Source organism: Rhodococcus sp. MT28 (genome assembly GCF_058792695.1).
Genome location: NZ_JBXAFD010000004.1, coordinates 403,567 through 430,253 on the forward strand (window position 1 = coordinate 403,567; position 26,687 = coordinate 430,253).

29 protein-coding genes and 2 riboswitches are annotated in these 26,687 nt (G+C 61.8%); of the genes, 12 read left to right on the plus strand and 17 right to left on the minus strand.

The features are described from left to right. The 8 genes from AC1Q6C_RS18310 to AC1Q6C_RS18345 all read right to left on the minus strand — a co-directional run bounded on the left by AC1Q6C_RS18310 (position 1) and on the right by AC1Q6C_RS18345 (position 6,655). Positions 1–1,638: an ABC transporter substrate-binding protein gene (locus AC1Q6C_RS18310; RefSeq protein ID WP_492666725.1), complete on the minus strand. Its 1,638-nt coding sequence runs from the start codon at positions 1,636–1,638 to the stop codon at positions 1–3. Positions 1,639–1,775: 137 nt separating this feature from the next. Beyond that, a complete protein-coding gene (locus AC1Q6C_RS18315; protein WP_019749498.1) occupies positions 1,776–1,880 on the minus strand; it encodes a putative leader peptide in 105 nt (34 codons plus the stop codon). Continuing rightward, positions 1,874–1,968, minus strand: a riboswitch (SAM riboswitch). (Overlaps the previous gene by 7 nt.) 17 nt (positions 1,969–1,985) lie before the next feature. Further along, on the minus strand, positions 1,986–2,576 hold the full coding sequence (locus tag AC1Q6C_RS18320; RefSeq protein ID WP_492666726.1) for a GNAT family N-acetyltransferase: 591 nt from the start codon (positions 2,574–2,576) through the stop codon (positions 1,986–1,988). A gap of 8 nt (positions 2,577–2,584) precedes the next feature. Further along, positions 2,585–3,694 (minus strand): FAD-dependent oxidoreductase, encoded by a 1,110-nt coding sequence (locus AC1Q6C_RS18325; RefSeq protein ID WP_125050451.1) that lies wholly within the window; start codon positions 3,692–3,694, stop codon positions 2,585–2,587. A 10-nt stretch (positions 3,695–3,704) separates the two neighbouring features. Continuing rightward, complete coding sequence (locus AC1Q6C_RS18330) at positions 3,705–4,676, minus strand: ABC transporter substrate-binding protein (protein WP_007726832.1); 972 nt, start codon at positions 4,674–4,676, stop codon at positions 3,705–3,707. 34 nt (positions 4,677–4,710) lie between these two features. Continuing rightward, the gene (locus AC1Q6C_RS18335; RefSeq protein ID WP_020968833.1) at positions 4,711–5,496 is read right to left on the minus strand and encodes an amino acid ABC transporter ATP-binding protein; all 786 of its coding nucleotides are present in this window, start codon (positions 5,494–5,496) and stop codon (positions 4,711–4,713) included. Next, positions 5,493–6,467 carry an amino acid ABC transporter permease gene (locus AC1Q6C_RS18340; RefSeq protein ID WP_003944440.1) on the minus strand — a complete coding sequence of 325 codons (975 nt, stop codon included), beginning with the start codon at positions 6,465–6,467 and terminating at the stop codon, positions 5,493–5,495. The genes AC1Q6C_RS18335 and AC1Q6C_RS18340 overlap by 4 nt, the downstream gene beginning before the upstream one ends. Positions 6,468–6,577: 110 nt before the next feature. Further along, positions 6,578–6,655, minus strand: coding sequence for a putative leader peptide (locus AC1Q6C_RS18345; protein WP_350318888.1), 78 nt, complete (start codon positions 6,653–6,655; stop codon positions 6,578–6,580). Between the two features lie 7 nt (positions 6,656–6,662). Further along, positions 6,663–6,757, minus strand: a riboswitch (SAM riboswitch). A gap of 199 nt (positions 6,758–6,956) precedes the next feature. Here AC1Q6C_RS18345 and AC1Q6C_RS18350 point away from each other — a divergent pair. The 8 genes from AC1Q6C_RS18350 to AC1Q6C_RS18385 all read left to right on the plus strand — a co-directional run bounded on the left by AC1Q6C_RS18350 (position 6,957) and on the right by AC1Q6C_RS18385 (position 13,390). Further along, the gene (locus AC1Q6C_RS18350) at positions 6,957–7,724 is read left to right on the plus strand and encodes a sulfite exporter TauE/SafE family protein (RefSeq protein ID WP_003944404.1); all 768 of its coding nucleotides are present in this window, start codon (positions 6,957–6,959) and stop codon (positions 7,722–7,724) included. A 37-nt stretch (positions 7,725–7,761) separates the two neighbouring features. After that, positions 7,762–8,577, plus strand: coding sequence for an HAD-IIA family hydrolase (locus AC1Q6C_RS18355; protein ID WP_003944345.1), 816 nt, complete (start codon positions 7,762–7,764; stop codon positions 8,575–8,577). A gap of 290 nt (positions 8,578–8,867) precedes the next feature. Next, positions 8,868–9,425 (plus strand): alternate-type signal peptide domain-containing protein, encoded by a 558-nt coding sequence (locus tag AC1Q6C_RS18360; protein WP_205907599.1) that lies wholly within the window; start codon positions 8,868–8,870, stop codon positions 9,423–9,425. 4 nt (positions 9,426–9,429) lie between these two features. Next, positions 9,430–9,999 (plus strand): hypothetical protein, encoded by a 570-nt coding sequence (locus AC1Q6C_RS18365; RefSeq protein ID WP_047269468.1) that lies wholly within the window; start codon positions 9,430–9,432, stop codon positions 9,997–9,999. Then, positions 9,996–10,640, plus strand: a complete 645-nt coding sequence (locus AC1Q6C_RS18370; protein ID WP_214514580.1) for a signal peptidase I — start codon at positions 9,996–9,998, stop codon at positions 10,638–10,640. The genes AC1Q6C_RS18365 and AC1Q6C_RS18370 overlap by 4 nt, the downstream gene beginning before the upstream one ends. Positions 10,641–10,668: 28 nt before the next feature. Beyond that, complete coding sequence (locus tag AC1Q6C_RS18375) at positions 10,669–11,226, plus strand: SipW-dependent-type signal peptide-containing protein (RefSeq protein ID WP_492666727.1); 558 nt, start codon at positions 10,669–10,671, stop codon at positions 11,224–11,226. Positions 11,227–11,231: 5 nt separating this feature from the next. Further along, positions 11,232–12,794 (plus strand): signal peptidase I, encoded by a 1,563-nt coding sequence (locus tag AC1Q6C_RS18380; protein WP_230359601.1) that lies wholly within the window; start codon positions 11,232–11,234, stop codon positions 12,792–12,794. Then, entirely contained in the window at positions 12,794–13,390 is a 597-nt protein-coding gene (locus AC1Q6C_RS18385; RefSeq protein ID WP_162114470.1) for an alternate-type signal peptide domain-containing protein, read from the plus strand. The genes AC1Q6C_RS18380 and AC1Q6C_RS18385 overlap by 1 nt, the downstream gene beginning before the upstream one ends. Positions 13,391–13,433: 43 nt before the next feature. Here the strand turns inward: AC1Q6C_RS18385 and AC1Q6C_RS18390 are convergent, their stop codons facing one another. Genes AC1Q6C_RS18390 through AC1Q6C_RS18400 form a run of 3 tightly spaced genes read right to left on the minus strand, consistent with a single transcriptional unit; the run spans position 13,434 to position 15,554 of the window. Then, the gene (locus tag AC1Q6C_RS18390) at positions 13,434–14,657 is read right to left on the minus strand and encodes an O-succinylhomoserine sulfhydrylase (RefSeq protein WP_172403504.1); all 1,224 of its coding nucleotides are present in this window, start codon (positions 14,655–14,657) and stop codon (positions 13,434–13,436) included. Beyond that, a complete protein-coding gene (locus AC1Q6C_RS18395) occupies positions 14,654–15,082 on the minus strand; it encodes a rhodanese-like domain-containing protein (RefSeq protein WP_007726822.1) in 429 nt (142 codons plus the stop codon). The genes AC1Q6C_RS18390 and AC1Q6C_RS18395 overlap by 4 nt, the downstream gene beginning before the upstream one ends. A gap of 46 nt (positions 15,083–15,128) precedes the next feature. Then, positions 15,129–15,554, minus strand: coding sequence for an Rv0361 family membrane protein (locus tag AC1Q6C_RS18400; protein ID WP_214514583.1), 426 nt, complete (start codon positions 15,552–15,554; stop codon positions 15,129–15,131). Between the two features lie 230 nt (positions 15,555–15,784). Here AC1Q6C_RS18400 and AC1Q6C_RS18405 point away from each other — a divergent pair, with 230 nt between their 5' ends. Next, positions 15,785–17,182, plus strand: a complete 1,398-nt coding sequence (locus AC1Q6C_RS18405) for an FAD-dependent oxidoreductase (protein ID WP_003944405.1) — start codon at positions 15,785–15,787, stop codon at positions 17,180–17,182. 109 nt (positions 17,183–17,291) lie between these two features. Beyond that, the gene (locus tag AC1Q6C_RS18410) at positions 17,292–18,131 is read left to right on the plus strand and encodes an amidohydrolase family protein (RefSeq protein ID WP_223304639.1); all 840 of its coding nucleotides are present in this window, start codon (positions 17,292–17,294) and stop codon (positions 18,129–18,131) included. Here the strand turns inward: AC1Q6C_RS18410 and AC1Q6C_RS18415 are convergent. The 6 genes from AC1Q6C_RS18415 to AC1Q6C_RS18440 form a co-directional block, all read right to left on the minus strand. Next, positions 18,035–18,517 carry a DUF456 domain-containing protein gene (locus AC1Q6C_RS18415; RefSeq protein ID WP_019749482.1) on the minus strand — a complete coding sequence of 161 codons (483 nt, stop codon included), beginning with the start codon at positions 18,515–18,517 and terminating at the stop codon, positions 18,035–18,037. The genes AC1Q6C_RS18410 and AC1Q6C_RS18415 overlap by 97 nt on opposite strands. After that, positions 18,514–19,749 carry a formate-dependent phosphoribosylglycinamide formyltransferase gene (gene purT, locus AC1Q6C_RS18420; RefSeq protein ID WP_230359600.1) on the minus strand — a complete coding sequence of 412 codons (1,236 nt, stop codon included), beginning with the start codon at positions 19,747–19,749 and terminating at the stop codon, positions 18,514–18,516. The genes AC1Q6C_RS18415 and purT overlap by 4 nt, the downstream gene beginning before the upstream one ends. Before the next feature lie 40 nt (positions 19,750–19,789). Beyond that, positions 19,790–21,295 (minus strand): GGDEF domain-containing protein, encoded by a 1,506-nt coding sequence (locus tag AC1Q6C_RS18425; protein ID WP_230359599.1) that lies wholly within the window; start codon positions 21,293–21,295, stop codon positions 19,790–19,792. 240 nt (positions 21,296–21,535) lie between these two features. After that, complete coding sequence (locus AC1Q6C_RS18430; protein ID WP_230359598.1) at positions 21,536–21,682, minus strand: hypothetical protein; 147 nt, start codon at positions 21,680–21,682, stop codon at positions 21,536–21,538. 362 nt (positions 21,683–22,044) lie between these two features. Then, entirely contained in the window at positions 22,045–22,167 is a 123-nt protein-coding gene (locus AC1Q6C_RS18435; protein ID WP_019749478.1) for a hypothetical protein, read from the minus strand. Positions 22,168–22,377: 210 nt separating this feature from the next. Beyond that, positions 22,378–22,500 (minus strand): hypothetical protein, encoded by a 123-nt coding sequence (locus tag AC1Q6C_RS18440; protein ID WP_003944443.1) that lies wholly within the window; start codon positions 22,498–22,500, stop codon positions 22,378–22,380. Between the two features lie 320 nt (positions 22,501–22,820). Between AC1Q6C_RS18440 and AC1Q6C_RS18445 the strand changes: the two genes are divergently transcribed. Together AC1Q6C_RS18445 and AC1Q6C_RS18450 are read left to right on the plus strand one after the other, a co-directional pair. After that, positions 22,821–24,554, plus strand: a complete 1,734-nt coding sequence (locus tag AC1Q6C_RS18445) for an ABC transporter ATP-binding protein (RefSeq protein WP_021333951.1) — start codon at positions 22,821–22,823, stop codon at positions 24,552–24,554. Beyond that, on the plus strand, positions 24,551–26,617 hold the full coding sequence (locus tag AC1Q6C_RS18450) for an ABC transporter ATP-binding protein (RefSeq protein WP_230359597.1): 2,067 nt from the start codon (positions 24,551–24,553) through the stop codon (positions 26,615–26,617). The genes AC1Q6C_RS18445 and AC1Q6C_RS18450 overlap by 4 nt, the downstream gene beginning before the upstream one ends. Positions 26,618–26,687: the final 70 nt, after the last annotated feature.

Below are 26,687 nucleotides of genomic sequence, written 5' to 3' on the forward strand. Positions count from 1 at the left end.
TTACTTACCCGACAACCATGCGTCGTAGAACTGCAGGCGCGAGGAGGCTTCGAAGTTCAGGTCCTGCACACTCGATCCGGCGCCGATGGCCTGCGAGAGCTCGATGGTGGGGATGGAGAGTCCACGGTCGAGGATCAATTCCTGTGCGGTGGATACCAGTTCGCCGCGTTGGCCGTTGTCCGTGGCTGCAAGCTGGTCTGTGAGTACCTTGTCGAGCTCCGGATCTGCGCCGCGACGGTTCAGGTTGCGGCCTTCGGTGCTGAACGATGCCCGCAAGATGTCGGCGTCCGCGCGAGTGCTGTTGTAATACAGCGAATCGTAATCACCCGATACTCCCTTCTCGGTCCATTCACCGTTCGAGACCAGGTTGAGCTGCAGATCGACGCCGACCTTCTTGAGCTGCTGCTGCACGAGCTCGAGGATGGCCTGGTTACCCGAGAACACCGGACTGAAGGTGACGCTGAAAGTGAGCTTCTGCCCGTCCTTCTCGCGGATACCGTCGCTGCCGGTCTTCCAACCAGCCGCGTCGAGGAGTTTCGCCGACTTGTCGGCGTCGTACGTCACGACACTGGATTCGTCGCTGTAGAGCGGAGTGGTGTGAGCCAGCGGGCTCGTGGCCGGGAAGAACGACGGATCCAGAACGGTGTCGACGAGTTCTTGGCGGTTGATCGCGGGAATGATGGCCTGACGAACAGCCTGATCAGCGAGAACGCCGCGACTGACGTTGGGCTGGAAGAAGAAGCTCACACCCGGGTTCGGCCTTGTGAGGATTCGTCCACCCGCGCCCTCGATCTGCGGCGCATCCTGCGGAAGCGCATCGCTGACCGCATCGAGCTGGCCGGAGGCCACGCTGCCCGCCCGCACACCGGATTCGGGAACCACCGTGAAGTCGACGCCATCGAGGTACGCCTCGCCCTGATGCGCGACCGCATCCGAGGCCCAGTTGTATCCCGCACGCTTGGCGATCTTGACGCTCTTGTCCTGCTGCCAGTCGGTGTACACGAACGGTCCGGAGGCGATCACCGCTGCACCGGGGCAGCGCTGCTCGGATGCCAGCGCGGTGGTGGAATCGGCGAGGATTCCGAGCTGTGGCGTCGAAGTTGCTTGCAGGAACTGAACATTGGGTCCGGAGAAATTGATCTTCGCCGTGTGAGCATCTACGACGTCGGTACCGGCGTACGAGGACAGGTAACTCTTCGCCAACGACGCGTTCGGTCCCAGGTTCTTGACCGAGTCGAAGGTCTTCTTCACCGAATCCGCCGTCACCGGTGTGCCGTCACTGAAGGTGGCGTCGTCGCGAAGGACGAACGTGAAGCTCGCGGCGTCGGGGCTGATCTCCCAGCTCTTGGCGAGCCACGGGGTGATCTCTCCGGTGTCGGGATTTTGATCGGTAAGCGAATCCACCACTGTCCGAGTGACATACACGGTCTGGTTACTGCCGGCCTGGGCCGGATCGGCGCACGTCGGCGCCTGTGACAGACCGTAGCGAAGGGTTCCGCCGGACTGGGCGGGGCCTGCGTCGGCAGCACTGTCACTCCCGCTGCTGCAGCCGGCGAGGACGGTGCCGAGAACCGAGACAGCACCGATACCGGCGATTACGGTCGCGCGTTTGCGGGCACCGAATGAGGGCGAAGACACCAAGAACTCCTAAAGAGGCATGCCGAAGAGCGCACCCGTCGCCTGAGACGAGAAAGGCGATCGAGCACGAATCACTTGTGAGAGAAGAGAAAACAGACTTGTCGACGACTCGCCTGAGTGTGAATGACTGACCGAGGTCAGTTGGTACAGAAAGATCCCGCGGTGCGGCACAGGTCTACGTGACGACGCGACCAGGCGGTATCGAAACCGCCTTCGACTGCCTTCATTTCGTGTTCCTCCATCGGTCCTGGCGGTAGCACCCGCACCCGATCACTCGGGGGGTTGCTGCGACTTCAATGAGCCAGGTCTCTCGGTCGCTCTGGATGGTCGTTCGCAAGTGTACGAGGTCAAACCCGGGTGTTGTCAACCCGGTCGGTAGGAATTGCTGCTCGAGTCACATTTTCGAGGACCCGAAGCTGCTTTTCGAACGGGTGGATGCCCACCTCTTCGGGCGAGAGTGAAGCGTCGTAAAGCGGTGTGTATCCACTGGACAGATACAGCGCGACGGCCTCGGGTTGCCGAGGGCCCGTCGTGAGAAACACCCGGTTGTATCCACGAAGTTCGATCTCTCGTTCCAACTCGCGAACGACGGCCTTGCCGAGGCCGCGCTTCCGATGGTCGACCGATGTCCAGATTCTCTTCAGTTCGGCAGTGGTGGAATCGAATTGACGAAACGCACCGCCGGCGATCGGCAGACCGTCGTGGGTGAGCACCAGAAGCGCACCCTGCGGGTAGGCAAATTCTTCTGCCGGATACGTCGTGAGATCCTCGAGCATCGCTTCGTGAGTACCGCCGTAACGCGAACTGTATTCGAGTGCCAAGTCCGCGATCAGTGGAGCTGCCAAGGGATCGTCCTGCGATACCGAATAGACCTCTACCGCTCCGACACCCTCGAGCTGTCGAGTTCCGAGCTCCAGTGCCACAACACTTTCCTCCATGAATCTGGTCAACGCTCCCCCAGCCTGAAAACTTCCGGAGCGAGGGTGGTTCCGTCGACGAGGTCCGCCACAAGTTCTCCCAAGGCCGGACCGAACTTGAACCCATGCCCCGAGAACCCCGCCGCCACTGTGACGGCGCCGACTCGGTCGATGACGAAGTTACTGTCCGGCGTGCTCGTGTACAGGCACGTGATCGACTCGACACGGGTGGAATCGACGCCGGGCAACCACGACTCGGCGTACTGGGCCAATCGCTGCTCTCCGTCGACATCAGGGGTGTAGTCACGGGTCTGCGGAGTCACCACCGGCCCGGTCGCGTGTTCGCCGATCTTGATCCCGTCCTCGGAACCGAGCCCGTAGATCCCCGCGGTCTCCAATTCTGCGCCGGTGTGGTGGACGAAACTCGGCCACTCGACTCCGGGATCGAGCGGTGCGAAGTGTGCCGGTTGTTCCTGTGTCGTGCGCAGCGTCGGCAGTACGATCTCGGAGCCGAGACCGCTGTCTGCGATCAGATCTGCAGTCCACGCACCGGCCGCGATCACGACCTGACGAGCTGCGAGCGTTCCACTGTCCGTCACCACGTCCACGCCGTAGGACGCTCGCGCGAGTGCCAACACCCGAACATCGTGACGGACCTCGGCACCGGCAAACACCGCTCCTGCCTTCAGAGCGGTCACGGCGCGGTCCGCGTGCAACCGGCCTGCGTCGGGGTGATGGAGCACCGTGGTGTCGAATCGCAGCCCCGGCCAACGGGCGGACGCCTCGGCAGGGGTGAGGATCTCACCCTTGATGCCCGCCTCGAGAAGTATCTTCGCCTTGGACTGCACGGCCTGCGGCAGGCCGTGATCAACGGCACCGGTGAGTTCCAGGAACCCGATGTCCGTCGTGGTCTCCAACTCCCGCCACAGCGGCAGCGCGTCGGCCGCCAAACCTGTGTACAGGTGATTGTCGTACGCCTGCCGATAGATACGCGAAGTACCGTGCGACGCACCGTGCTTGTGCCCCGGCCCGAACTGTTCCAGCTGAACGACGCTACGTCCGCGTGCCGCGAGCCGCCAGGCGGCGGAGGACCCGACGAGTCCTCCGCCGATGACGATCACATCGAAAATCTCACTCATGGACGAGAGCTCACTTGGTCTTCGGAAGGCCGGGCGGGTTGATCAGGGACGTGTCGACGGCTTCGCTGGTGATGTTCCAGCGCTCGAGGATCTGCTGGTACGTGCCGTTCTCGATCGTGTGGTTGATCGCGTCGTTGATCGCCTTGATCAGGCCGTTGTCCTTCTTCACCAGCACCGCGATCTGCCCCTGCAGGGTGTCGCCGGCCCCGGAGAACTCACCGACAACCTCGGTCTCCCCCGACTGCTTGGCGTGGAACTGCGACGACGGGTTCGGGCCGAAGTAGGCGTCGATCCGGCCGGACTGCAGCGGGAGGTAGTAGTCGGTGGTGTTCTGGTAGTAGGAGATGTCGGTAGGCGCCAGGCCGGCCGCGACGTTCTGCTCACTCCACTTGACCAGCAGCGCTTCCTGATTGGTGCCCGAGGAGACGGCGATCTTCTTGCCCGCGACGTCCTTGGGTTCCTTGATGGAGATTCCGGCACCCTTCTTGGCTTCGAAGGCGAGGGTGTCGAGACGGTAGGTCGCGAAGTCGTACTTCTCCTTACGCTCTTCTGTGACAGTCACATTGGAGAGGAAGGCGTCGGCCTCACCGGAGTCGATCCGGACGAAGTTCTGTGCCCAATCTGCTGTCTGCAGGTCGACCTTCAAGCCGAGAACGTCACCGATCAGATAGGCGAAGTCGGTCTCGGAACCGATGAGGGTGGTGTCGTCGTCGGCGTAGAAACGGAGCGGCGGAGCGGAACCGGCACTACCGGTGACGCGCAGCGTGCCACGATCGCGGATGTCCTGAGGTAGCTCGGCGGCGATTGAATCCACCTTGTCGGTGGTGATGCGGTTCTGATCGGCCGTGAGGTTGTAACCCGCAGCAGCGGTGACCTGGGCGCCGTCGGACTCGGCGTCCGCGCTGCTGCATGCAGCGCTGAGCAATCCGACGGTGGCAAGCGCCGAGATCAGAAAAGTCGCGCGACGGGATGTGGAGAACATCAATTTTTCCTTCCGGGAATGAGTCTGGGTCGCGTCAGAGGACGCGGGAGAGAAAGGCTTTGGTCCGTTCGTGGACCGGATTGTCGATCACCTGCGAAGGCGGGCCCTGTTCGACGATGACGCCGCCGTCCATGAAGACCGCAGTGTCCGCCACTTCCCGAGCAAATCCGACCTCGTGTGTGACGATCACCAAGGTGGCGCCGTCACGGGCCAGCTGAGCCAGGACTTCGAGAACCTCGCCCACCAGTTCCGGGTCGAGCGCCGACGTCGGCTCGTCGAAGAGAATGACCGCCGGCCGCAGTGCCAGCGCTCGCGCTATCGCGACGCGCTGTTGCTGGCCACCGGAGAGTTGGCGGGGATACTCGTCCGCCTTGTCCCCCACTCCCACTCGCTCAAGCAGTGCGCGGGCCTCGCGGTACACCTCGTCACGATCACGCTTCTGGGCCGAGAGCGGCGCTTCCACCACGTTTTCCAACGCGGTCAGGTGCGGAAACAGGTTGAAGTTCTGGAACACGAATCCGATGTGCGAACGCTGTTTCAGGATCTCGCGGTCACGCAGTTCGTGGAGTCGATTTCCCTTGCGCCGGTATCCGATCAGCTCTCCGTCGATCCGTACGGTTCCGCGGTCGACTTTTTCGAGGTGATTGAGGGTTCGCAGCAAGGTGGACTTACCGGAACCCGACGGACCGAGAATGACGGTCACTTCGCCCTTGCGGACCAGGAGATCAACGCCGGCAAGTACTTCCAGCGTGCCGAAGGACTTGTGAATTCCGCGCGCTTCGACGGCATACACCGTCTCTTCGGCCAGTTCTGCGGTCATCGGGTCGCACCTCTCGGAATATCGAGACGCGCATCGCGAATCTCTTCGAACTTCTTGCGCGCCTTCTGTACCGGAGTCAACGGAAGAGCACGGGCGGATCCTCGTGCATAGTGGCGCTCCACGTAGTACTGACCGATCGAGAGCAACGTCGTGAGGATGATGTACCAGATCGTGGCGACCATCAGCAGGGGCACGACTCGTCCGTTGCGTCCGAAGATGACCTGCACCTGGTAGAACAGTTCGGCGATTGCCATGGTGGAGACGATCGACGTTCCCTTGAAGAGTCCGATGACCTCGTTGGCGGCGTTGGGGAGGATCGCCCGCATTGCCTGCGGGAGAACGATCTTGAAGAACTGGCGACTGCGCGGAATGCCGAGCGAGTGAGCAGCTTCGATCTGACCGTGATCCACCGAGATGATTCCGGAGCGAATGATCTCGGCCGAGTATGCAGCCTGGTGCAGCGCCAAACCGATGACTGCCGCGGTGAATCCGCCGATCACACCGCTGACCTGGAAGGTGAAGAACTCGGGACCGAAAGGTATTCCGAGAGAAAGTGTCTGGTACAGGTAAGTGATGTTGAACCAGAAGAGCAACTGCACGATGAGTGGAATCGAGCGGAAGGCCCAGATGTAGGTCCAGGCGATCACCTGCAGGACCGGATTCTTCGACAACCGACCGAGTGCCAGGAAAACACCGAGACCGAACCCGAGGATCGTCCCCCACAGGGTCAGTTTGATCGTCATCCACAACGCGGCGAGCACTGATTTCGCGGTGAAGTACTGCGCGAACGTCGGCCAGTCCCAGCCGGGGTTGACGACGAGCCCGTGGATGAACTGAGCAAGCAGGACCAGCACGACCGCACTGATCACCCAGCGCAGCGGGTGCCAGGTGCGAGCGACGACAAGCTCCGAGTCGGGAAGTTGCGACTCGGACACCGACTTTTCGGGGCGGACATCGGTGGGCGCGCTCACGGCGCGCTACCTGACGGAGTGGACATCACGAATAGACCTTTCGGGGAAATGGGAACGCAGCTGTGTCCTCGAGTTGGTGCGCTCGAGTTGCGAAGACGACGAGAGTTCGGTCAGCGACAGTGACACGAAGCGGTGCGGCACAGATCGATGTGACGTCGCTTGTGCGCAGCGTGCGAAGTGGTACCCATGTGATGCCTTCCATCGGTCCTGGCGGTAGCACCCGCTCCCGATCACTCGGGGGGTTGCTGCGACGTCGACGAGCCAGGTCTCTCGGTCGCTCTGGATGGTGAGCAAAGACTAGACGCGAAATGTCGAGTCGTCAAATGTTGTATTTCCCTGCACTGCAAGGGAAATGAAGTGTCTACGATGTTGAAATCGCATTGATTTCAACGGTGTCCGAAGCCGCGTTCGGCGTGTTGAATGGAGCGTTCGAATGAAGACCGGGACCGCCGTCCGGACTGACTTTTCCTCTGCCGTACCGTCTGCGGAGTGAGTGGACTCGACGCTTTCTTCATCTTGTTGGCCGGTATCGGCGCGGGCGCGATCAACGCCGTGGTCGGCAGTGGAACGCTGATCACGTTCCCGACGCTGGTCGCCTTCGGCATGCCGCCCGTGACCGCAACCATGTCCAACGCGGTCGGGCTCGTCGCCGGCGGAGTTTCGGGTACCTGGGGCTACCGACGTGAGCTGTCCGGACAGTGGGATCGACTGAAGTGGCAGATTCCGGCGTCACTCGCCGGGGCACTACTCGGTTCGTGGTTGCTCATGCATCTACCCGAGAAACTGTTCGAGACCATCGTTCCGGTGCTGCTGGTCCTCGCTCTCGCGCTCGTCCTCCTCCAACCACGCATCCAGGCGTGGGCCAAGAAGCGTTCCACCGAAGAAACGACGCTGTCCACCAAGAGGCTGATGCTCCTGACCGCCGGCACTTTTGCAGTCGGCATCTACGGCGGGTACTTCACTGCCGCGCAGGGCATCCTTCTCATCGGTGTGATGGGTGCCATCCTCCCGGAAACCCTCCAGCGCATGAACGGCGCGAAGAACCTGCTGTCGCTGCTCGTCAACATCGTTGCAGCAGGGATGTACATCACTCTGGCATTCGATCAGATCAATTGGGCAGCAGCCGGTTTGATCGCCGTCGGCTCACTCGGTGGTGGCGTTCTCGGTGCCCGCTACGGACGGCGCCTGTCCCCCACTGCACTGCGCTACACGATTGTCGTCGTCGGCCTGATCGGACTGTGGCGCCTTCTCGCTTGACCGCCCACATCGGGCGCCACCCGCACATACTGGAGTAATGACCAGTACAGAAGATCAGACCGGTTGGACCTACCTCATGGACATGGACGGGGTTCTCGTCCACGAGGAGCACTTGATACCTGGAGCGGACACGTTCCTGGCAGAGCTGGCGTCGAACGACATCCCGTACATGGTGCTCACCAACAACTCCATCCGCACCCCGCGTGACCTGCGAGCACGCCTGCTCAATTCGGGACTCGACATCCCAGAGAAGTCGATCTGGACGTCAGCGCTCGCAACCGCGACGTTCCTGGCCAACCAGCGGCCAGGCGGCAGCGCCTACGTGGTCGGCGAATCGGGCCTGACCACTGCCCTGCACGACATCGGTTACGTGCTGACGGACAGCGACCCCGACTACGTCGTACTCGGCGAGACGCGAACGTACTCCTTCGAGGCAATCACCACCGCCATTCGCCTGGTCGAGCGTGGATCACGGTTCATCGCCACCAACCCGGACGCCACTGGACCGTCGCGAGACGGCTCGCTGCCGGCCACCGGCTCGGTCGCGGCACTCATCACCAAGGCAACCGGACGCGATCCCTACTACGTCGGCAAGCCCAACGCCTTGATGATGCGCTCAGCCCTGCGGTCCATCGGCGCTCATTCCGCCAATACGTTGATGATCGGCGACCGCATGGACACCGACATCGTCTGTGGCCTCGAAGCCGGACTGCAGACGATTCTGGTGATGACCGGGATCTCGACCCGCGCGTCGGTAGAGCTCTATCCCTACCGCCCGACCATCGTCCTCGAGTCGGTCGCCGATCTTGTGGGAACAACAACCGATCCATTTCGTAGCAACACAAACAATTGATTCAAATTGCAAAACAAAACTGAAACTCGGTAATTAACTGGTAAAAAACAGCAGATTTGCCAGGTTCCGACTCGTCCGCTTTGTCCAACTGAACAAACCAACGGTTTTATTCGCACCAAACTTACAAACGAGTAGTTAGACGCAGGTCAAAGATCATTTCGACACCGAGTGACAGTTGGACTCCAGTCGTAAAATTGATTTTTCGAAAAGTGGTAACGAATCGTTTGCCGTGTCTGATACTCATGTCTGAATGGCCCCATTTCGGGTCCCAGACATGAAATGAGATTTTCATGAAGAAGCAGACCAAGGGTGCGATCGCTGCTGCGGCGGCCGGTGCCCTCCTCCTCGGCGGTGCCGGCTCGCTCGCAGTCTGGAGCGATTCGGCCGACGTCAGTGGCGGCGGGCCCGTCACGTCCGGCGCCCTCGACCTGAGCTCTTGCGCACCGGTCGGCGGGGGTTGGAACTCCCTCAACCCGACGAAGACCGCGATCACCAACATTTCGGCCTACCGCGTCGTCACGACCGAAAGCATCGAATACACCTGCGACGTCACTGTGACCGCAGTGGGCGATCGTCTCGCGGCTGTTCTGACCGCTGATACGGCCGGAATCGTTCCGGGTGCGAACAGCGCCGAGCTTGCCGCTGCTGTCGTGCCCGTGACGACAATCAAGGACACTGGTGGCAACCCGATTTCGCAGATCACCAAAGCCCAGAACGGAACGATCGTCCACGTCGGAGTCCGGCTGAACTTCAACGAGGTGGCCAATCAGGTCGCGCAGAACCAGTCGCTGAACTTGTCGGCGATGAAGTTGGTCGTCACTCAGACAGCACTGACACCGGCCCCGTAATTTCATGAGGAAAAAGGTCTGGGGAGCGATCGCAGTCGCGGTGGCTGCTGTAGCGGTGTTCGCATCGTCGCAGCAGTCGCTCGCGCTGTGGTCCGATTCGGCGAGCGCGAATGGCGGTACGGCGACAGCCGCCAGCGTCAACCTCACGGTTGGTACATCTGCCGGAACCAGTGCGGCGTACACCCTGGCGAACTTGACGACGGCCGCGACGCCCGTTGTCCCGGGAAACACGGTGCAAGCACCGCTCACCGTCAAGAATTCGGGGGCTGATCCTCTGCGGTGGCGAATGCAGTCGACGACCACGCCACTTCCGGGATTCACGTTGACCACGTACGGCGTCGACAACGAAGGCGCCTGCCCGACCGGCGTGAACACGGCAGCTCCTGCGGTTCCATCCCTGATGTCAGCACCGATGACCGCGTCGCTGCAGCACCCGGTTTCACCGGCGTACATGCCGGATCCGCTCGTGCCTGGCGGCACCTACGTCTTGTGTCTGCGGCTCGCGGTGGACTCTGGTGCGGTCTCCGGTCAAACGAACAAGGCCACCTTCACGTTCCAGGCAGGTCCGGTATGACAAAACACTCGACCAAACGCGGTGAACGTACCGGCCCTCTGTGGTGGGTCACCTCGATTGTCAGCTGGACACTGCTGCTGGCAATTTCGGCAGTCATCGTCGCAACGATTGTCGTTCCCTTCTTTGCCGGAGCACAGCGCTTCACGATTCTGACCGGTTCGATGCGCCCGACGTACAACCCTGGATCACTGGTAGTGGTCAAACCTGTCGATCCGTCCGAACTGGGGATCGGTACACCTATTACGTACCAGCTGGAATCGGGTCAGCCGACCGTCGTCACGCACCGGATCATCGCCACAAGTGAAAACCAGAAGGGTGAAAGAACTTTCATCACCCAGGGCGATGCGAACGGTGAGCCTGACGAGAAGGAAGTACGGCCGGTGCAGATCCGGGGAAAGGTCTGGTACAGCCTGCCTTATCTCGGTTACGTGAACACCTGGCTGACGGGAGAGCAGCGCACCGTGATCGTGGTGATAGTCGTGACCGCTCTACTGCTGTACGCGTCGTACATGATGATCAGCGGCATCCGTGACGGCCGGAAGGAGCGAGCTCGAGCCCGATTGGCTCCTGACCCTGCAACTTTCGCGCCCGCAGACTCCGCCCAGATCGAGAAAGGCCAGCACGATGCCCTCGCGCCCTGACCGTCCGGCCCATCGGATTCGTCACCTGTTGACCAGCACGCGTTTTCGCGCGCTGCTCGCGCTGGGGATGGTGCTTGGTGTCGGCGGAGTGACCACGCTCGCGGCCTGGACGTCTTCCGCCACGGCAACCTCGGGCAACATCACGACGGGTTCTATCAATCTGCAGTTGAACAGCACCGCCCAGCCCACCCTGACCAAGTCCCTGAATTTCAGTGAGCTTGGCAAGTCCGGAATGATTCCCGGTGATTCGAACACCGCTCTGATCAAGGTCAACAACCTGGGCACAGCGTCAACTGTCCCACTGAAGTACACGATCACGTCTACGAGTGATGGTGCGTTGACGACTTCTCTACGAATGACGGTTTCCTCCAACGGAACTGTTGCCAACAAGTGCACTGACGGCACCAACGTGGTGTCCTCGCTCGCGCTGACACTCACCGCGAATCAAGCCATCGGTAGCCCCGACCGCCCACTGGCGGTAGGGGCTACCGAGAATTTATGTGTCTCGGTGCAGCTTCCGACAACACCGACACCGCCGACGAACAGCACGTCGAACATCGTCCTGACCTTCACGGCAAAGGTGTGATGGCAATGGCTCGACACACGAAAAAACATGCAAAGGCCTCGATGCCGAACCGGGTACGGGAAGTCCTGCTCAGTCTGGGAGCCCTCGCAGGCTTGGTATCCATCATCATTTTCATCGCCGGTCTGGCTTTCGGTATCACCCCGCTGATCTTTCGGAGTGGATCGATGTCACCCACGATCGATACCGGTGCTCTCGCATTCGCGCGCACCGTGCCTGCTTCGGAAGTGCTGGTCGGTGACATCGTCAGCGTCTCCGACAGCCAAGGCACGCGCATCACCCATCGTGTGGAATCAATAGATCAGCAGGGCAACAACCTTGCCGTCGCACAACTGCGTGGTGATGCAAATCCGATCGCCGATCCCGATCCCTACGTCATCACCGAAGCCGATCGCGTCTTCTTCAGCATCAACCGCCTCGGATACGTGGCAGTCTGGCTGTCCGGACCGAGTGGGCTTGTGCTTGGTGCGATTACCGTCGGAGGACTGCTGTACATCGCATTTCGCCCACGAAAAAGACCGGATGAAGGGGAACCCAGCCTGGATCGTCAGGACGCGCACGGCGATTCCCACGCCTTCAAGGCAATCGTCGCATTGGCAACGGTCGGCCTCACTGTTGTCGGTGCGTCCCAGATCGGTGGCACCAAGGCGGGGTACACCGACACGGCCACGGCAACAAGCATTCAGTTCGGCACTGCTGCAACCTTTCCCACGTCTCCAAGCACAGCCAGTTGCGCGGTGAATTTTGCGCTCGTTGTTCCGGTCGCGGTGACAATCACCTGGCCCGCGACTGTCGGAAGCTCATACCGTCTCATTGCCCGCGATAGCAACGGATCCTTGTTGGGATCGAATGACTACACCGCAACGTCTACTACAGGCTCCATGAGATACGGCTCGGGCGGTACAACAGTCGCGTTCCCGCTCATCGTCGGCACCTACAACATCGAAATCCATGGACTGAGCGGCACGTCGGTCACGCCGTCGTACTCCGGCTACCAATTCAGCATTCTCGTCGGCCTGCTCTACTCGTGTGGCGGTCCGATCAGCGGGACATCTGCTCTCAGTCGATCGGCAGCGCCGGCACTGGCGGCAGACGCTCCGAGCACTCCTACTACGGCCGTCACTTCCACGACCGCCTCATCCACCACGCCCACCACGACATTGGCGCCGGCTGTGACAACCACCAGCACAACTGCACCGTCGACAACCACCTCGTCACCGGCTACAACTACGGCGCCCCAGACGACGACCGCTACAACGACAACGGTGCCACCAACTACGACCACCCCGAGCGAGGTTCCCGTCGACGCCCCGGCGACCACGACCGGTCTCAGCGCCCAGAAGCTCTCGACTGCCAGCGGAACGGTTGTGTCCGTGTCGAATTCATCGGGCGCTGAGGTATATCGAGGTCCCGTTGACAGCGACGCTGTCCTGCATTGGCTCACCGGAACCGATCAGTTGTATGTGATCACCACTGGCGGCGTCACCGTCATCGACACGTCAACGGGAGTCTGGGCCGAATCTCCTGCCCCGAGCGAACTTCCGGACGAGATCAAGGCGCTGGTGCCGTGATGAGAAAGACAACGAAAGCTGCCATGGCAGTTGCCGCGACCGGAGCCGTATTGCTCGGCGGTTCGGGCACATTGGCGAAGTGGACCGACAGTGCGACCCTGACAAGCGCCGCTGTCCAGTCCGGGACCCTGGATCTGGGAGCATGCGTGACCACGAGCGGCGGGGGCTGGTATTCGCAGGTCTACGTCAACGCGCCCACCAATCCGAATCCACTCGTATATATCCCGGACATCACTACCTACCGGCTCAAGCCCGGATTCAACTACACGTATTTCTGCGATTCGAAGGTGATGGCCACCGGCCCACGTCTGAAAGCGAACGTGACAGTCGACAAGACCAAGTTGAGCGGCGGGCTCGCAGCCGCCAACATCGACCTTCGCACGTACGTCACGGATCAGAGCAACAATCTGCTGTACGACAGCACAGCACCGACGCCGAACCTCATCGCGGTCACGTCGGCGCTGAACAACACCAATCTGACGGCGCAGGTGTTGTTCACGATCTACCCCACCGACACGACAAGCTCAGGTCTCACACTGAATACGACGGCGTTGACGATCGACGTCAAACAACTGGGTCTCACGCCCGCACCGTAGAACGCCTTGCCGTCGGAAGTTCGAGGCAAGGCGCTCCAGCGATTCAGCCGAGTGCTCGCTTCAGATCAGCCAACAGATCAGCCGTGTCTTCGAGCCCGACGGACAGACGGACAACGCCGTCTGTAAGACCCACTGCTGCACGGCCTTCCGGACCCATGGCCCGGTGCGTTGTCGTGGCGGGGTGAGTGATCAACGACTTGGAATCTCCCAAGTTGTTGGAGATGTCGATGACGCGCAGGCCGTTGAGAACCTCGAACGCCCGCTTCTTGCCCTCTCCGTCAGGCGCATCGAGCTCGAACGTGACAACCGTTCCGCCACCGCTCATCTGAGACTTCGCGAGCTCGTGCTGCGGATGCGACGTCAGGTACGGATACTTGACCCACTTGACGCCGGAGTGTCCTTCGAGGAATTCGGCGATCTCGAGTGCCGAAGCCACGGAGTGCCGAATACGGACCGGCATCGTCTCCAGGCCCTTGAGCAGAGTCCACGCATTGAATGGACTGAGCGCAGGACCGGTGTGCCGCATCAGTTCTCGAACGGGACCGCTGATGTATTCTTCGGTACCGAGGATCGCGCCACCAAGCACGCGGCCCTGACCGTCGATGTGCTTGGTGCCGGAGTACACCACGACGTCGGCACCCAGATCGAGGCTGCGCTGCAGAAGCGGCGTCGCGAAGACGTTGTCCAGCACTACCTTTGCGCCGGCAGCATGAGCAAGCTCCGACACCCTCCGAACGTCGACGAGGGACTGCATCGGGTTGGACGGCGTCTCGAAGAACACGGCGGTGGTTGGCACCGAGAGCGCCTCTTCCCACTGCGCATTGTCTTCACCGTCGACGAAGACGACCTCGACTCCCCAGCGCGGAAGAATCTCGTTGCACACGACGAAGCAGGATCCGAAGAGGCTGCGCGCGGCAACCAATCGGTCGCCGTTGGCCAACAGTGCGCCCAACGCCGTGAAGACTGCCGACATTCCGCTGGCCGTCGCAAAGCACGCTTCTGCACCTTCGATGAGACGCAGACGCTCTTCGAACATCTTGACGGTCGGGTTGCCGTAGCGGGAGTAGACAAAATGATCCACCTCGCCGGTGAAGGCTTGTTCGGCGGCTTCTGCACTCTCGTAGACGAATCCGGAGTTGAGGAACAGCGCTTCGGAAGTCTCCTCGAACCCGGTACGCATCAGTCCGCCGCGAACACCGAGAGTGCCGAGACCGACGTCGTCCGGCAGCGCCCGTTGAAATGCGCCACCCTGGGGAATTCCGCTCACTGCTGCCTCCACGGCAAGCCGATGGCCCGCCAACCTACAAGTCCGCGATGTCCGTCGGCACCCAATGCGCCTTCGAACCCGTCGAGCACGTTGTACGACGGGCCGATGCCCGCCGCAGTCGCAGCTTCCGCCGCACCGATGGAACGCTGTCCGGATCGACACAGGAAAATCACCGGACGCTCCGACCCGGAGGAATCAGCAGTGATGCCGGCTTCCTTCAACTGGTCGACGAAGTTGTCATTGCGCGCGCCGGTCGGGTGGCTCACCCATTCGATCAGTGCGGCCTGCTTGCCGAGGGAGGACACATCGGGGACACCGACGTACTTCCACTCCGCATCGGTCCGCACGTCGACCAGCACGGCGTCGGGGTTTTCGCGGAGCAGCTCCCAGGCTTGCTCCGGCGTCAGATCGCCTGCGTAACTCACGTAGTCCATGTTTTCACAAGACTGCCGTGAGCGCCTGAGCGGGCCGTCAGTTGCAGACGACCCAACGGTTGCCGTCACGGGTCAGGGCCCAGGTCGAGACTCGCTCGCCCGCTCCGCCACCGGTGATCGTCACGTCGGCCCGGGCGCGATCGCCGTTGACCGCGACCCCGTCCACACCCTTCAGTTCGACCGTTCCGTCGACGCCGGCCATCGGACCAGTGCTCGAATTGAAGCTCGCGCAGGTCAGGGTCTTGACCGTCTCCGCGTCATTCCGATTCTCGGCATCGACGTAGTCGGTGACGGAGCGGCTCACGCGGTCCGACTCGGTGACGTTCTCCTCGGCCGGCGAGATCCACGATGCGACGAAGATTCCACCCAGGATCAAGGCGACGATGGCGACAGCCAAGAGGAACGGCCCCGCAGACGCCTTCTTGCCATCGATGTTGTCGGATTCGCGCAGCTCGTCACTCATAACGCCAATAGTCCCCCACAACTTGAAATTGTGGCCCGTCAAGGATCAGGCCCCTACCCCGGATACCCGAGACAACTGGAGAATGGGAGGAAAGAATAGGTTTACCCACAACCGATCGAGTGAGAGTGTGGATCCGTTCGGCCGCAACCGAGGCACTGTGCTTAGGTTCGGCTAAATTGGATACTTGTCGATATGTTGTCCGAACTTCGAAGAAGGTAGCTGTCCTCACGATGACTGACTCCAACCGCCCACTCCGGGTCGCGATCGTCGGCGCCGGCCCCGCCGGCATCTACGCCGCCGACGCCCTCATGAAATCCGACACCGCAGTTTCCGGCCGCGGCGTCAGCATCGACCTCTTCGAGCGCATGCCCGCGCCCTTCGGCCTGATTCGTTACGGCGTCGCGCCCGATCATCCGCGCATCAAGGGCATCATCACCGCCCTGCACAAGGTGCTCGACAAGCCTCAGGTACGCCTGCTCGGCAACATCGACTACGGCACCGACATCACCCTCGACGACCTGCAGTCGTTCTACGACGCGGTCATCTTCTCCACCGGCGCCAACGCCGACCGTGCGCTCGGCATCCCGGGTATCGAACTCGACGGCAGCTACGGCGCGGCCGACTTCGTCTCCTGGTACGACGGCCACCCCGACGTACCGCGTACGTGGCCGCTCGAAGCCGAGAAGGTCGCCGTCCTCGGCGTCGGCAACGTTGCCCTCGACATCGCCCGCGTTCTCGCCAAGACCGGCGACGAACTGCTGCCGACCGAGATCCCCGCCAACGTCTACGAGGGCCTCAAGAACAACAAGGCCGTCGAGGTTCACGTCTTCGGACGCCGCGGCCCGGCCCAGGCCAAGTTCACCCCTCTCGAACTGCGCGAACTCGACCACTCGCCGACCATCGAGGTCATCGTCGACCCCGAGGACATCGACTACGACGAGGGTTCCGAGCAGGCTCGCCGCAACTCCAAGCAGGTCGACATGGTTGCGAATACGCTGCAGGACTGGGCAATTCGCGACGTCGGAGCCCGTCCTCACAAGCTGTTCCTGCACTTCTTCGAATCTCCCACGGAGATCCTCGGTGAAGACGGCAAAGTCGTCGGCCTGCGCACCGAGCGCACTCAGCTCGACGGCACCGGCAACGTCAAGGGCACCGGCACGTACAAGGACTGGGATGTCCAGGCCGTGTACCGCGCCGTCGGTTACCTCTCGCAGAACATCACGCAGTTGCCGTTCGACGACCAGGCCGGCACCGTCCCCAACGACGCCGGACGCGTCGTCGCCGACGACAACGCCGAGGGCGCAGCCCGGTTCATGCCGGCCACCTACGTCACCGGCTGGATCAAGCGCGGCCCCGTCGGCCTCATCGGCCACACCAAGGGTGACGCCAACGAAACCGTCGCGAATCTTCTCGAGGATTCCGTCGACTTCGCGGGCGCCGCGAACCCCGACGAGAACGCAGTCATCGAGTTCCTCGAAGGCAAGCAGGTTCCGTACACGACCTGGCAGGGCTGGTACCGCCTCGACGCGCACGAGCGCAGCCTGGGCGAGCCCGAGGGCCGTGAGCGCATCAAGGTCGTCGAGCGTCACGACATGCTGAAGGCATCCGAGCCCGACCGCGCGAACTGAGTGCGCGGAAGTAACTGAACAGAAGCCCTCCACCGGCCCGACGCGACCCAGGTCACATCGGGCCGGTGGTGTGTGCAGGGACCCAGGGCAACAGGGCAAAATAGACCCCGTGTTTGACGCCCATGTGCATATCATCGACCCGCGCTTCCCGCTGGTCGAGAATCACGGGTACCTGCCTGAGCCCTTCACCGTGGCCGATTACCGGGCCCGGATTGCCTCGCTGAAGGGCCTCAGCGTTGACGGCGGCGCGGTGGTGACCGCGTCGTACCAGGGCAATGACCAGGAATACCTGAAAGCTGCCTTGTCCGAACTCGGTGAAGGCTGGGTGGGCGTCACTGCTTTGCCGCTCGATGCGACGGATGAAGACATCGTTGCTCTGGACGCACTGGGAGTACGTGCCGTCCGGTTCAACCTGCGCCGCGGCGCCACCGACCTGCGTCTGCTCGCCGATCTCGCCAACCGCGCTTTCGATCTGGTCGGCTGGCACGCCGAGTTCTACGTCGATGCCACGCTGTTGCTGTCGTTGGAACCGGTCTTCGCCAAATTGCCCGCGGTGAGCATCGACCACTTGGGAATGTCCACCCGCGGACTGCCGTATCTCCTCAACCTCGTCGACCGCGGAGTGCGCGTCAAAGCCACCGGGTTCGGCCGCACCACCATCTCCGACGTCAGCGATGTGCTGCGCCAGATCCACGCGGTCAATCCCGCTGCGCTGATGTTCGGCACCGATCTACCCGGCACACGGGCACGTCGAGCGTTCGAGGTCCACGACCTGGACGTGATCGCCGACGCTGTCGGCGACGACCTGCCCGCGGTCATGTGCGACAACGCCCGCTCCTGGTACCGCTGCGCTCAGGTGAACGCAACGGCTCCCAGCCACAGCCCCGCCGCGATCAGCGCTCCGAACAGTTCCACCAGCATGGACAATCCGACTGCCTTCACCGCGTGAAGCGTCGACGACCAAGCGATGTCGTAACGGCGCAGCCGCGCTAGTTCCGCGAAATACGTTCCGACGATGAATCCGAGGAACAACCCCACGACCGGAATCACGAAGAACCCGATGATGCCGACGACGCCGCCGACCACCACCGACAGGTTGGGCACTCCCCCGGACTTCATCCGCTTGCCCGGCCACGTGTACTTCACGATCCCGGTGACCACCAGTGCCAGCGTGGACAGCGCGAACACCGTCCACGCCGTGGCACCACCGGTCATGATCGCCCACACCAGAATTGCACCGAAAACAAGAAGCGTCCCCGGGAGAATCGGAACGACGACACCGATCAGACCGACCAGGATGACCAGCCCGACGAGGACTTCGGCCACAGGACTCATCCGACGGGACGCACCTTCGACGCGGCTTCGCGAGCACGGTCGCGTGCAGTAGGCACATCGGCGGCCGTCGACACTGCAACACCCATGCGACGACGCGTGAAGCTCTCCGGCTTGCCGAAGAGCCGCAGGTCCGTCTCGGGAACCGCGAGCGCCTCGGCGACGCCGTCGAATCCGATCCCCTTTGCCTCCACTCCGCCGTAGATCACTGCCGACGCTCCCGGAGACGTGAGCGTCGTGTCGACCGGCAAGCCCAGGATCGCGCGAGCATGCAGTTCGAACTCCGAAAGTCGCTGCGTCCGCAGAGTCACCAATCCGGTGTCGTGCGGCCGTGGGCTCACTTCGGAGAAGAAGACGCCGTCGCCCTTCACGAATAGCTCGACGCCGAAGATGCCTCGCCCGCCCAGAGCCGTGGTTACCTTCTCGGCGACGTCTCGGGCCGAGGCGAGGGCAACCGCGGACATCTGCTGCGGCTGCCACGATTCGATGTAGTCTCCGGCCTCCTGCAGGTGCCCGATCGGTTCGCAGAACGACGTCTCGACCTGACCGCTCTCACCGACGGCGCGAACCGTCAATTGTGTTATCTCGTAATCGAAATCGACAAAACCCTCGACGATCACCCGGCCGTGATTCACACGACCTCCGGCCATCGCGTAATCCCATGCGGCGTCGAGATCTTCGGCGGATCGAACCGTCGACTGTCCCTTCCCCGACGAGGACATGACTGGCTTGATGACGCACGGAAAACCGATTCGGTCTGTCGCTGCCTGTACTTCGGCAAGCGAGTCCGCGAAGGCGTACGGCGAAGTGGGCAGGCCCAACTCCTCGGCCGCGAGCCGACGGATTCCCTCACGGTTCATCGTGAGCTGGGTGGCTCGGGCGGTCGGAATGACCACCGCACCCCCGCGTTCTTCGACGAGTGCAAGCGCATCCGTCGCGATGGCCTCGATCTCGGGAACCACGAAGTGAGGCTTTTCCAACTCGATGACGGCAAGCAGTGCTTCCGGATCGGTCATGTCGACGGTATGAGCACGATGAGCCACCTGGTGCCCAGGGGCATCGGGATACCGATCCACCGCAATCACTTCGACGCCCAGACGCTGCAGCGCGATGACAACTTCCTTACCCAACTCGCCTGATCCCAACATCATCACGCGGATGGAGTTCTCGGTCAGTGGGGTTCCGAATCGGAGCGGAAGCGTCGGCAGGGGCGAAGGCGTCGAATCAAGCTGCATGGGTGCGACTATATGCCAATCCCGATGCAGGTCAGCGCGGTTATCGGCCGTCCACCACACCTTCGCGGCCAAATCCTCGCCGGATCGTTCGGGGTACCGCAGGTTTGCGATAGGTGCGGGTGACAGTGTCCGGCTCGGAATTCCGTTGCGGCACGGTGTCGTTGCCGACGCGGTGCACTTTCACGAGGTTGCGCCCAGCACGCTTGGCGTCGTAGAGAGCCTCGTCTGCGACGCTCATGAGGGTCGACAGCGCCGGCGTCGCATGATCGACCCACGCGACGCCGACGCTGACGGTGCTCGTCACATCTGATTCGGCCGAGTACTCGACTTGCGCGCCGCGGACCGCCTCGGCGACATCGATTGCTCGCGCGTAGCTGCAGTCCGGAAGCAGAACGGCGAACTCCTCGCCGCCGAGCCTTCCGATCAGATCGCCGTCCGACAATCGGTCAGCGGCCCGCTCGGCGAAGTTCGCGAGAACGCTGTCACCGGTCATATGTCCATGCGTGTCGTTGATGCTCTTGAAGTGGTCCAGGTCGAGCATCAGCAGACCGACCGGAGATTGTGTGCGAGCCGCGTCGGCAAGTTCCGCTTCCGCGTGGCCGAGGAACGCACCACGCGAGAGGACCCCGGTCAGATGGTCGAATTCGACGGCAAGGAAGAGCTCACGCTCGGCAGCACGGCGTTCCTCGGTCGCACAGGCAACCGCGATCGGCCCCAACGCGATCAGCGTGACGGCAATGGACGTGATGACGTCCTCGTTCCACGTCGAGGCGGCTTGATCTCCGATGTCGAGTCGACCGCTACCCGCCATCATGAGTGACCACACCGACCAGACCACTGAAACGAAGGCAGTGCTCGGAACCGAGATGCGAGTGGCACACCAGAGGAGAGCTGGAATCGGCAGGACCAGCGCAATCGGCCCTTCGATACTGAGGGCGATCGGCACGCAGGCTGCAGTGGCGAGTAGCGGAACGCTCAGAGCGGCGACAGTTCTGGCGGTCAGTTTCCTGCGGAACTCGGCAAGGCTCGACGGGATGGAGAGAGTGAGAATGAGAGGAAGGACCAGCAGGTACGCCATGACCTCGGTGGCACCCCAGTGGAAAAACGTGTCGGCAAAGGACTGACCGCGTAAGAGCCGGTCCAAGGCGCCGGCCGTGGCCGCGGTACCAGTCGCCGCGACGAACGAGACGAAGACCATCCATACCAGCGACTGCGAATCGACCAATCGGAACGGTGTGCGCTTCAAGTAGTACAGAACGAGAACACCGAGCGTCACTCCGGCGAGGTTGGCCCCGTTCAGCTGCAGGGCAAGCGACAGCGAGTTGCCCGTAATCAGGTCAGCGCAGACGTATCCGACGGCCGCGGCGATCCACGTCCGCCATTCGATCAGGACCGGCCATCTGACCATCATTCCCAGCAGAATGGCGTTGGCGCACCAGAATGTCGCGAGCAAACCTGGTGGGCGCGTGAGGATGCCGATCAACGATGCCGCAAGTACAACGGCCAGCACTAGGAGAAGGCGCAGAAAGCGACTCGTCCCTACCATGCGTCACCTCGCGGTCGGCTACCTCTGAATTCGGGAGCACCGGACGTCGCGGTGACCGTATGCCGATGTCGTCGAACTATCGTACGCAGGTGCTGCCACTCGCAGTTCTGTGTTCACATGCCAAAACGGCAACTGCGAACATCTCCGCAAACGCGGATGCCCTCCGGCCACGACAGTGGACAGAGGGCACCTGCATGCAATCCGATCGGCAGAGCCGAATTGATCTGCCGGAAGGGATGACTACTCGGCGGATCCGCTGGACAGACCCGAGAGTGAACCGGTGGACGAGCCCTCGCCCTCTCCGGACAGCGATTCGGTGGGAACGGACTTGAGGAAAGTTCCGAGCGCGGTGAGCAGGGGTCCGAGGGTGCTGAGTGATCCGAACATAGGAGGTTCTCCTGTATGTGAGGTGGTGTGATGTTCCAGCGCCATTCCGGCCGCAGGCGGTGGCCGATATGGTTCGGGAACTTCTGCCGCACGGATGGCTGAACCGCCCCCCGAACAACATCCCGAGCTGTGATGTAGCGCACTGACTTGGCGCTGCCTGCATTTATAGACCGGCTTTCCATCCTTGTCTAGCTATCTAATAGCTATCAATGCGGACTTTCGGTCACACCTTTACGGATAATTGCAGTTCAAAGCGCAAATTCACCCTCTAGAATGTCCCATAATGTGATTTAGCTCACAGTGAAGAGCCGAAAAGTGTGGCCCGCAGACAACTGCGAGCCACACTTTCGGACAAACTGGACTTACTTATCGGCCGCCGATCCCGTCCCAGGGGTGAGAGAGCCACCGCCGAGTGCCGTGAACAGGTCCTTGAGCACCGGAATGAACGTCTTGACGACGCCGCTGAAGTCTTCGAATGAACCCATGTCGGGCCTCCTTTTGTCGGAATGCAGTTGAGATGAAGTGAGGACCGAGAACTACTCGGCGGCCGAACCGGCCGAACCCGAGCCGTCTGCCGATCCCGCGTTCAACTTGGTCACGAATGCAAGAACGCTCTTGAGGAAGGCGTCGAGATTCTGAATCGAGGTCATGCGACTACTCCTGTGTTGTTTCGGAAGATTTCTCGAGGTCGAACGTCAGGAGTTCGAGCTCGCGGTGTCCAGCCCCTGAAGGGTTTTGAGCATGTTGACCAGGGGAAGAAGCTGGAGAATGCCCCAGCCCATGCCGTTGGCCTTGAGAAGGTTTCCGAGGGATCCCATATGTGACTCCTTGCATGAATATCTATGACGCGGCGCACGTTTTGTTCGCTCCACGTCTTTGTAGCCAAGCTAAATACGTACGTCCAGTTTGTTTCTGTCCAAGCGAAAACGTGACACATTGGATGAATATGTAAACCTGCAGTTCAGGTGCTGTGACCTGAATCCAATCTCGAATTCGAGTGTGTTCGAGATCACAGCCAATTAGGACAAAAGGATGCAATCGTCAGAGTCGGTGCCAACCTCGACCGCGATCTGTCATACCGTGTGCGTGTGATCAATCGCGAACGAGCGGCAACCGAGGCAACTCACCGGGAACCGTCGTGCTAGCAAAACTCCTCAAGACGTACCTGCCGCCGTACCGCTGGTTGCTTGCCGGGGTCCTCGCACTGCAACTCTTCGGGGCCATCGCGTCGTTGGTCCTCCCCACACTCAACGCGCGGATCATCGACGACGGCGTCGCCCGAGGCGACACCGGATTCATCATGTCCACCGGCGGGATCATGCTCCTGGTCTCGCTTGCGTCGATCATCGCGTCGGTCGCATCGACCTATCTGGCTGCAAAATCGTCGATGGGCTTCGGCCACGACGTTCGAGGCGCCTTTTACAAGGCAGTCGGCAGTTTCTCGGATCGCGAATTCAACAGTTTCGGTGCGCCGACGCTGATCACACGCAACACCAACGACGTCCTGCAGATCCAGGCCCTGGTCATGCTGACGTCCTCGATGCTCGTCAGCGCCCCACTTATGTGCATCGGCGGCATCATCATGGCTCTGCGCGAGAACCTGCAGATGTCCTGGCTCCTGACGATTTCGGTACCACTGCTCGGCATCACCGTCTCGGTCGTGGTGGCCAAGCTGATCCCGCATTTCCGGACGATGCAGACGCGGATCGACAACATCAATCGATCACTGCGCGAACAGCTCACCGGTATGCGTGTCATTCGCGCCTTCGTTCGCGAACCCGACGAAACGATCCGCTTCGACAAGGCCAACAAGGAACTGACCGACACTTCGCTCCTCATCGGCCGGTACCAGGCGGTTCTGCTGCCCACCGTCATGTTGATCGCCAACCTGTCGAGCGTCGCGGTGCTGTGGTTCGGCGCGCATCTGGTCGATACCGGAGACATGCAGATCGGCCAGATCAGCGCCTTCCTCGCCTACGTCATGCAGATCCTGATGTCCGTGGTCATGGCGACCATGTTGGCCGTCGTGATCCCCCGCGCGGCCGTGTGTGCCGACCGCATCACCGAGGTACTCGACACCGAGCCGACCGTGCCCGCGCCGGCCCAGCCCCTTCGCCCGACCAGCCCCTACGGCGTTGTCGAGTTCGGTGGAGCCGGATTCACGTATCCGGGAGCTGAAACGCCGGTCCTGTCGAATGTCTCGATGCGATGCATGCCAGGAACGGTCACCGCGATCGTCGGCAGTACCGGTAGTGGCAAATCGACCCTCGTCTCACTCATCCCCCGACTGTTCGACGTCACGGCCGGCGCCGTCTTGGTCGACGGCTTGGACGTCCGTGGCTGGGATCAGGACGAACTCTTCGCCAACTTCGGATACGTGCCCCAGAAGGCCTATCTGTTCGCCGGCACGATCGCGAGCAATATCCGCTACGGAAACCCGACCGCCACCGACGACGACATCTGGGCAGCCCTCACCATCGCCCAGGCAGACGACTTCGTCCGGGAGCTGTCCGACGGTCTCGAGTCACCGATCGCCCAGGGCGGCGGCAATCTCTCGGGCGGACAAAAACAACGTCTCGCCATCGCCAGAGCGGTGGTCCGCAGACCCCGGATCTTCGTCTTCGACGATTCGTTCTCCGCTCTCGACATGCATACGGACGCCGCGGTCCGACGCGAACTCCGGACGGTTTCGACTCATTCGACGGTCATCATCGTGGCTCAGCGCGTCGCATCCATCATCGATGCCGACCAGATCATGGTCCTCGAAGACGGTGCGCCGGTCGGCCTCGGCGACCATCAGTTCCTTCTGGCCAACTGTCCGACGTACCAAGAGATCGTGGCTTCCCAGATTCCCGCGGAGATGAGCGCATGACCAGCCCGCAGGACCCGACATGGGGCGGCCCCAACAGCCAGTACTTCGACGATGCCCCGACGGTGGTGTTCGCCAAGATCCCGAGCGAACCTGAATCCGCGGACGACGATGCGAAGTCGAGTAACCCCGAGACCCCCGACAAAGAGCCGAAGCCCGCGCTGACCGCGACGGACACCAAACCTCGCCACTTCAAGGCGACGATGAAGCGGCTTCTCTCGCTTCTGCAGCCGCACAAGTTTGCAGTCTTCTGTGTCGTCGTTGCGACGATCGCCAGCATCGCGCTGTCGGTCGCAGTGCCGAAAATCCTCGGTCACGCGACAGACCTCATTTTCGCCGGGTTCATCGGCAAGAGCCTGCCCGCCGGACTCACCCGCGAGCAGGCCGCAGACGCCATCCGGGCATCAGGGAATTCGACGTTCGCCGATCTTGTCGCCAACTCGACCGACGTCGTTCCCGGTGTGGGTCTGAACTTCGACGCCATCGGCAAGGTCGTCATGCTCGCGATCGGCGTGTACTTGCTCTCGTCGCTGCTTGCCTGGTTGGAAGCATTCCTCCTCAACATCATCGTCCAGAAGACCATCTACAACCTGCGTGCCTCGGTGGAGGCGAAGCTTCACCGTCTCCCCCTTCCGTATTTCGACAAGACACCGCGCGGCGAGATCCTCAGCCGCGTCACCAACGACATCGACAACATCTCGTCGACGCTGTCGTCGACGTTGACCTCGCTCCTGACGTCGGTGCTCACCGTCCTCGGCGTCCTGACGATGATGTTCGTCATCTCTCCGATGCTCGCCCTGATCGCACTGATCGCGGTGCCGGTATCGGTGCTCCTCGTTGCCAGGGTCGCCAAGCGAGCACAGGTGTTGTACAAGGCTCAGTGGACCGAGACGGGCAAGATCAACGCGCAGATCGAGGAGAACTACAGCGGTCGCGACCTGGTACGCGTGTACGGGCATCAGGCCGAAGCCGAGCGTGAATTCGCCGAGCAGAACAAGAAGCTCCTCGACGCGTCCTTCGGCGCACAGTTCCTCTCCAGCCTGATCATGCCGGTCATGAACTTCGTCGGAAACATCACCTACGTGCTGCTCGCTGTGGTCGGCGCTCTCAAGGTCGCCAGCGGCAACATGTCACTCGGTGACGTTCAGGCCTTCATCGTCTATTCGCGACAGTTCAGCCAGCCGCTGACGCAGATCGCGTCCATGTCGACCAGCCTGCAGTCCGGAGCCGCGTCGGCGGAGCGGGTCTTCGAGCTTCTCGACGAACCCGAGCAGTCGCCCGACATCGACGTGCCGCTTCTCCCCGAGCCCGCCGGACGTCATCGCAACGTCGGTCACATCGAGTTCGAGAACGTCTCGTTCCGGTACGAGCCGGACAAGCCGTTGATCGAGAACGTGTACCTCACGGCCCGGCCCGGGCAGATGGTCGCCATCGTCGGGCCCACCGGTGCCGGCAAGACCACCTTGGTCAACCTGCTCATGCGCTTCTACGAAGTCGACTCCGGCCGAATCACTCTCGACGACGTCGACATCTCGCAGATGCGCCGCTCCGACTTGCGCAAGCACGTCGGCATGGTTCTGCAGGACACCTGGCTCTTCGGCGGCACGATCCGCGACAACATCGCATACGGCCGACTCGACGCCAGCGAATACGAGATTCACGAAGCCGCACGCGCTGCCTTCGTCGACCGCTTCATCCACACGCTCCCGGACGGGTACGACACCGTGCTGGACGAGGAGGCGTCGAACATCAGCTCCGGCGAGAAGCAGCTCATCACGATCGCTCGTGCATTCCTGTCGGAGCCGTCGCTGCTGATTCTCGACGAGGCGACGAGCTCGGTCGACACACGTACGGAACAGCTTGTGCAGCAAGCAATGTCCGCGTTGCGCGTCGGGCGGACCAGCTTCATCATCGCGCACCGGCTCTCCACCATCCGTAACGCCGATCTGATCGTCGTGATGGAGGCGGGCAAGATCGTCGAGCAGGGCACACACGACGAACTCATCGCAGCGGCGGGCGCGTACTTCCGTCTCTACAACGCTCAGTTCGAGGGTGCCGCCGTCTAGTGATCGGCGCCTCCCTCGGTGGACACAGTGCCCCGGAGCACACCTGATCGATTCGACACGTTACCGTCGG

What these genes read in the sequence shown, in the direction of transcription:
- AC1Q6C_RS18405 (WP_003944405.1), top strand. Translation starts at nt 15,785, where the DNA reads ATGACTGACTCCAACCGCCCACTCCGGGTCGCGATCGTCGGCGCCGGC.
- AC1Q6C_RS18400 (WP_214514583.1), bottom strand. Translation starts at nt 15,554, where the DNA reads ATGAGTGACGAGCTGCGCGAATCCGACAACATCGATGGCAAGAAGGCG.
- AC1Q6C_RS18380 (WP_230359601.1), top strand. Translation starts at nt 11,232, where the DNA reads ATGGCTCGACACACGAAAAAACATGCAAAGGCCTCGATGCCGAACCGG.
- AC1Q6C_RS18335 (WP_020968833.1), bottom strand. Translation starts at nt 5,496, where the DNA reads ATGACCGCAGAACTGGCCGAAGAGACGGTGTATGCCGTCGAAGCGCGC.
- AC1Q6C_RS18365 (WP_047269468.1), top strand. Translation starts at nt 9,430, where the DNA reads ATGAGGAAAAAGGTCTGGGGAGCGATCGCAGTCGCGGTGGCTGCTGTA.
- AC1Q6C_RS18430 (WP_230359598.1), bottom strand. Translation starts at nt 21,682, where the DNA reads ATGTTCGGATCACTCAGCACCCTCGGACCCCTGCTCACCGCGCTCGGA.
- AC1Q6C_RS18435 (WP_019749478.1), bottom strand. Translation starts at nt 22,167, where the DNA reads ATGGGTTCATTCGAAGACTTCAGCGGCGTCGTCAAGACGTTCATTCCG.
- AC1Q6C_RS18385 (WP_162114470.1), top strand. Translation starts at nt 12,794, where the DNA reads ATGAGAAAGACAACGAAAGCTGCCATGGCAGTTGCCGCGACCGGAGCC.
- AC1Q6C_RS18425 (WP_230359599.1), bottom strand. Translation starts at nt 21,295, where the DNA reads ATGGTAGGGACGAGTCGCTTTCTGCGCCTTCTCCTAGTGCTGGCCGTT.
- AC1Q6C_RS18345 (WP_350318888.1), bottom strand. Translation starts at nt 6,655, where the DNA reads ATGGGTACCACTTCGCACGCTGCGCACAAGCGACGTCACATCGATCTG.
- AC1Q6C_RS18450 (WP_230359597.1), top strand. Translation starts at nt 24,551, where the DNA reads ATGACCAGCCCGCAGGACCCGACATGGGGCGGCCCCAACAGCCAGTAC.
- AC1Q6C_RS18360 (WP_205907599.1), top strand. Translation starts at nt 8,868, where the DNA reads ATGAAGAAGCAGACCAAGGGTGCGATCGCTGCTGCGGCGGCCGGTGCC.
- purT (WP_230359600.1), bottom strand. Translation starts at nt 19,749, where the DNA reads ATGCAGCTTGATTCGACGCCTTCGCCCCTGCCGACGCTTCCGCTCCGA.
- AC1Q6C_RS18415 (WP_019749482.1), bottom strand. Translation starts at nt 18,517, where the DNA reads ATGAGTCCTGTGGCCGAAGTCCTCGTCGGGCTGGTCATCCTGGTCGGT.
- AC1Q6C_RS18440 (WP_003944443.1), bottom strand. Translation starts at nt 22,500, where the DNA reads ATGGGATCCCTCGGAAACCTTCTCAAGGCCAACGGCATGGGCTGGGGC.
- AC1Q6C_RS18330 (WP_007726832.1), bottom strand. Translation starts at nt 4,676, where the DNA reads ATGTTCTCCACATCCCGTCGCGCGACTTTTCTGATCTCGGCGCTTGCC.
- AC1Q6C_RS18315 (WP_019749498.1), bottom strand. Translation starts at nt 1,880, where the DNA reads ATGGAGGAACACGAAATGAAGGCAGTCGAAGGCGGTTTCGATACCGCC.
- AC1Q6C_RS18370 (WP_214514580.1), top strand. Translation starts at nt 9,996, where the DNA reads ATGACAAAACACTCGACCAAACGCGGTGAACGTACCGGCCCTCTGTGG.
- AC1Q6C_RS18320 (WP_492666726.1), bottom strand. Translation starts at nt 2,576, where the DNA reads ATGGAGGAAAGTGTTGTGGCACTGGAGCTCGGAACTCGACAGCTCGAG.
- AC1Q6C_RS18325 (WP_125050451.1), bottom strand. Translation starts at nt 3,694, where the DNA reads ATGAGTGAGATTTTCGATGTGATCGTCATCGGCGGAGGACTCGTCGGG.
- AC1Q6C_RS18355 (WP_003944345.1), top strand. Translation starts at nt 7,762, where the DNA reads ATGACCAGTACAGAAGATCAGACCGGTTGGACCTACCTCATGGACATG.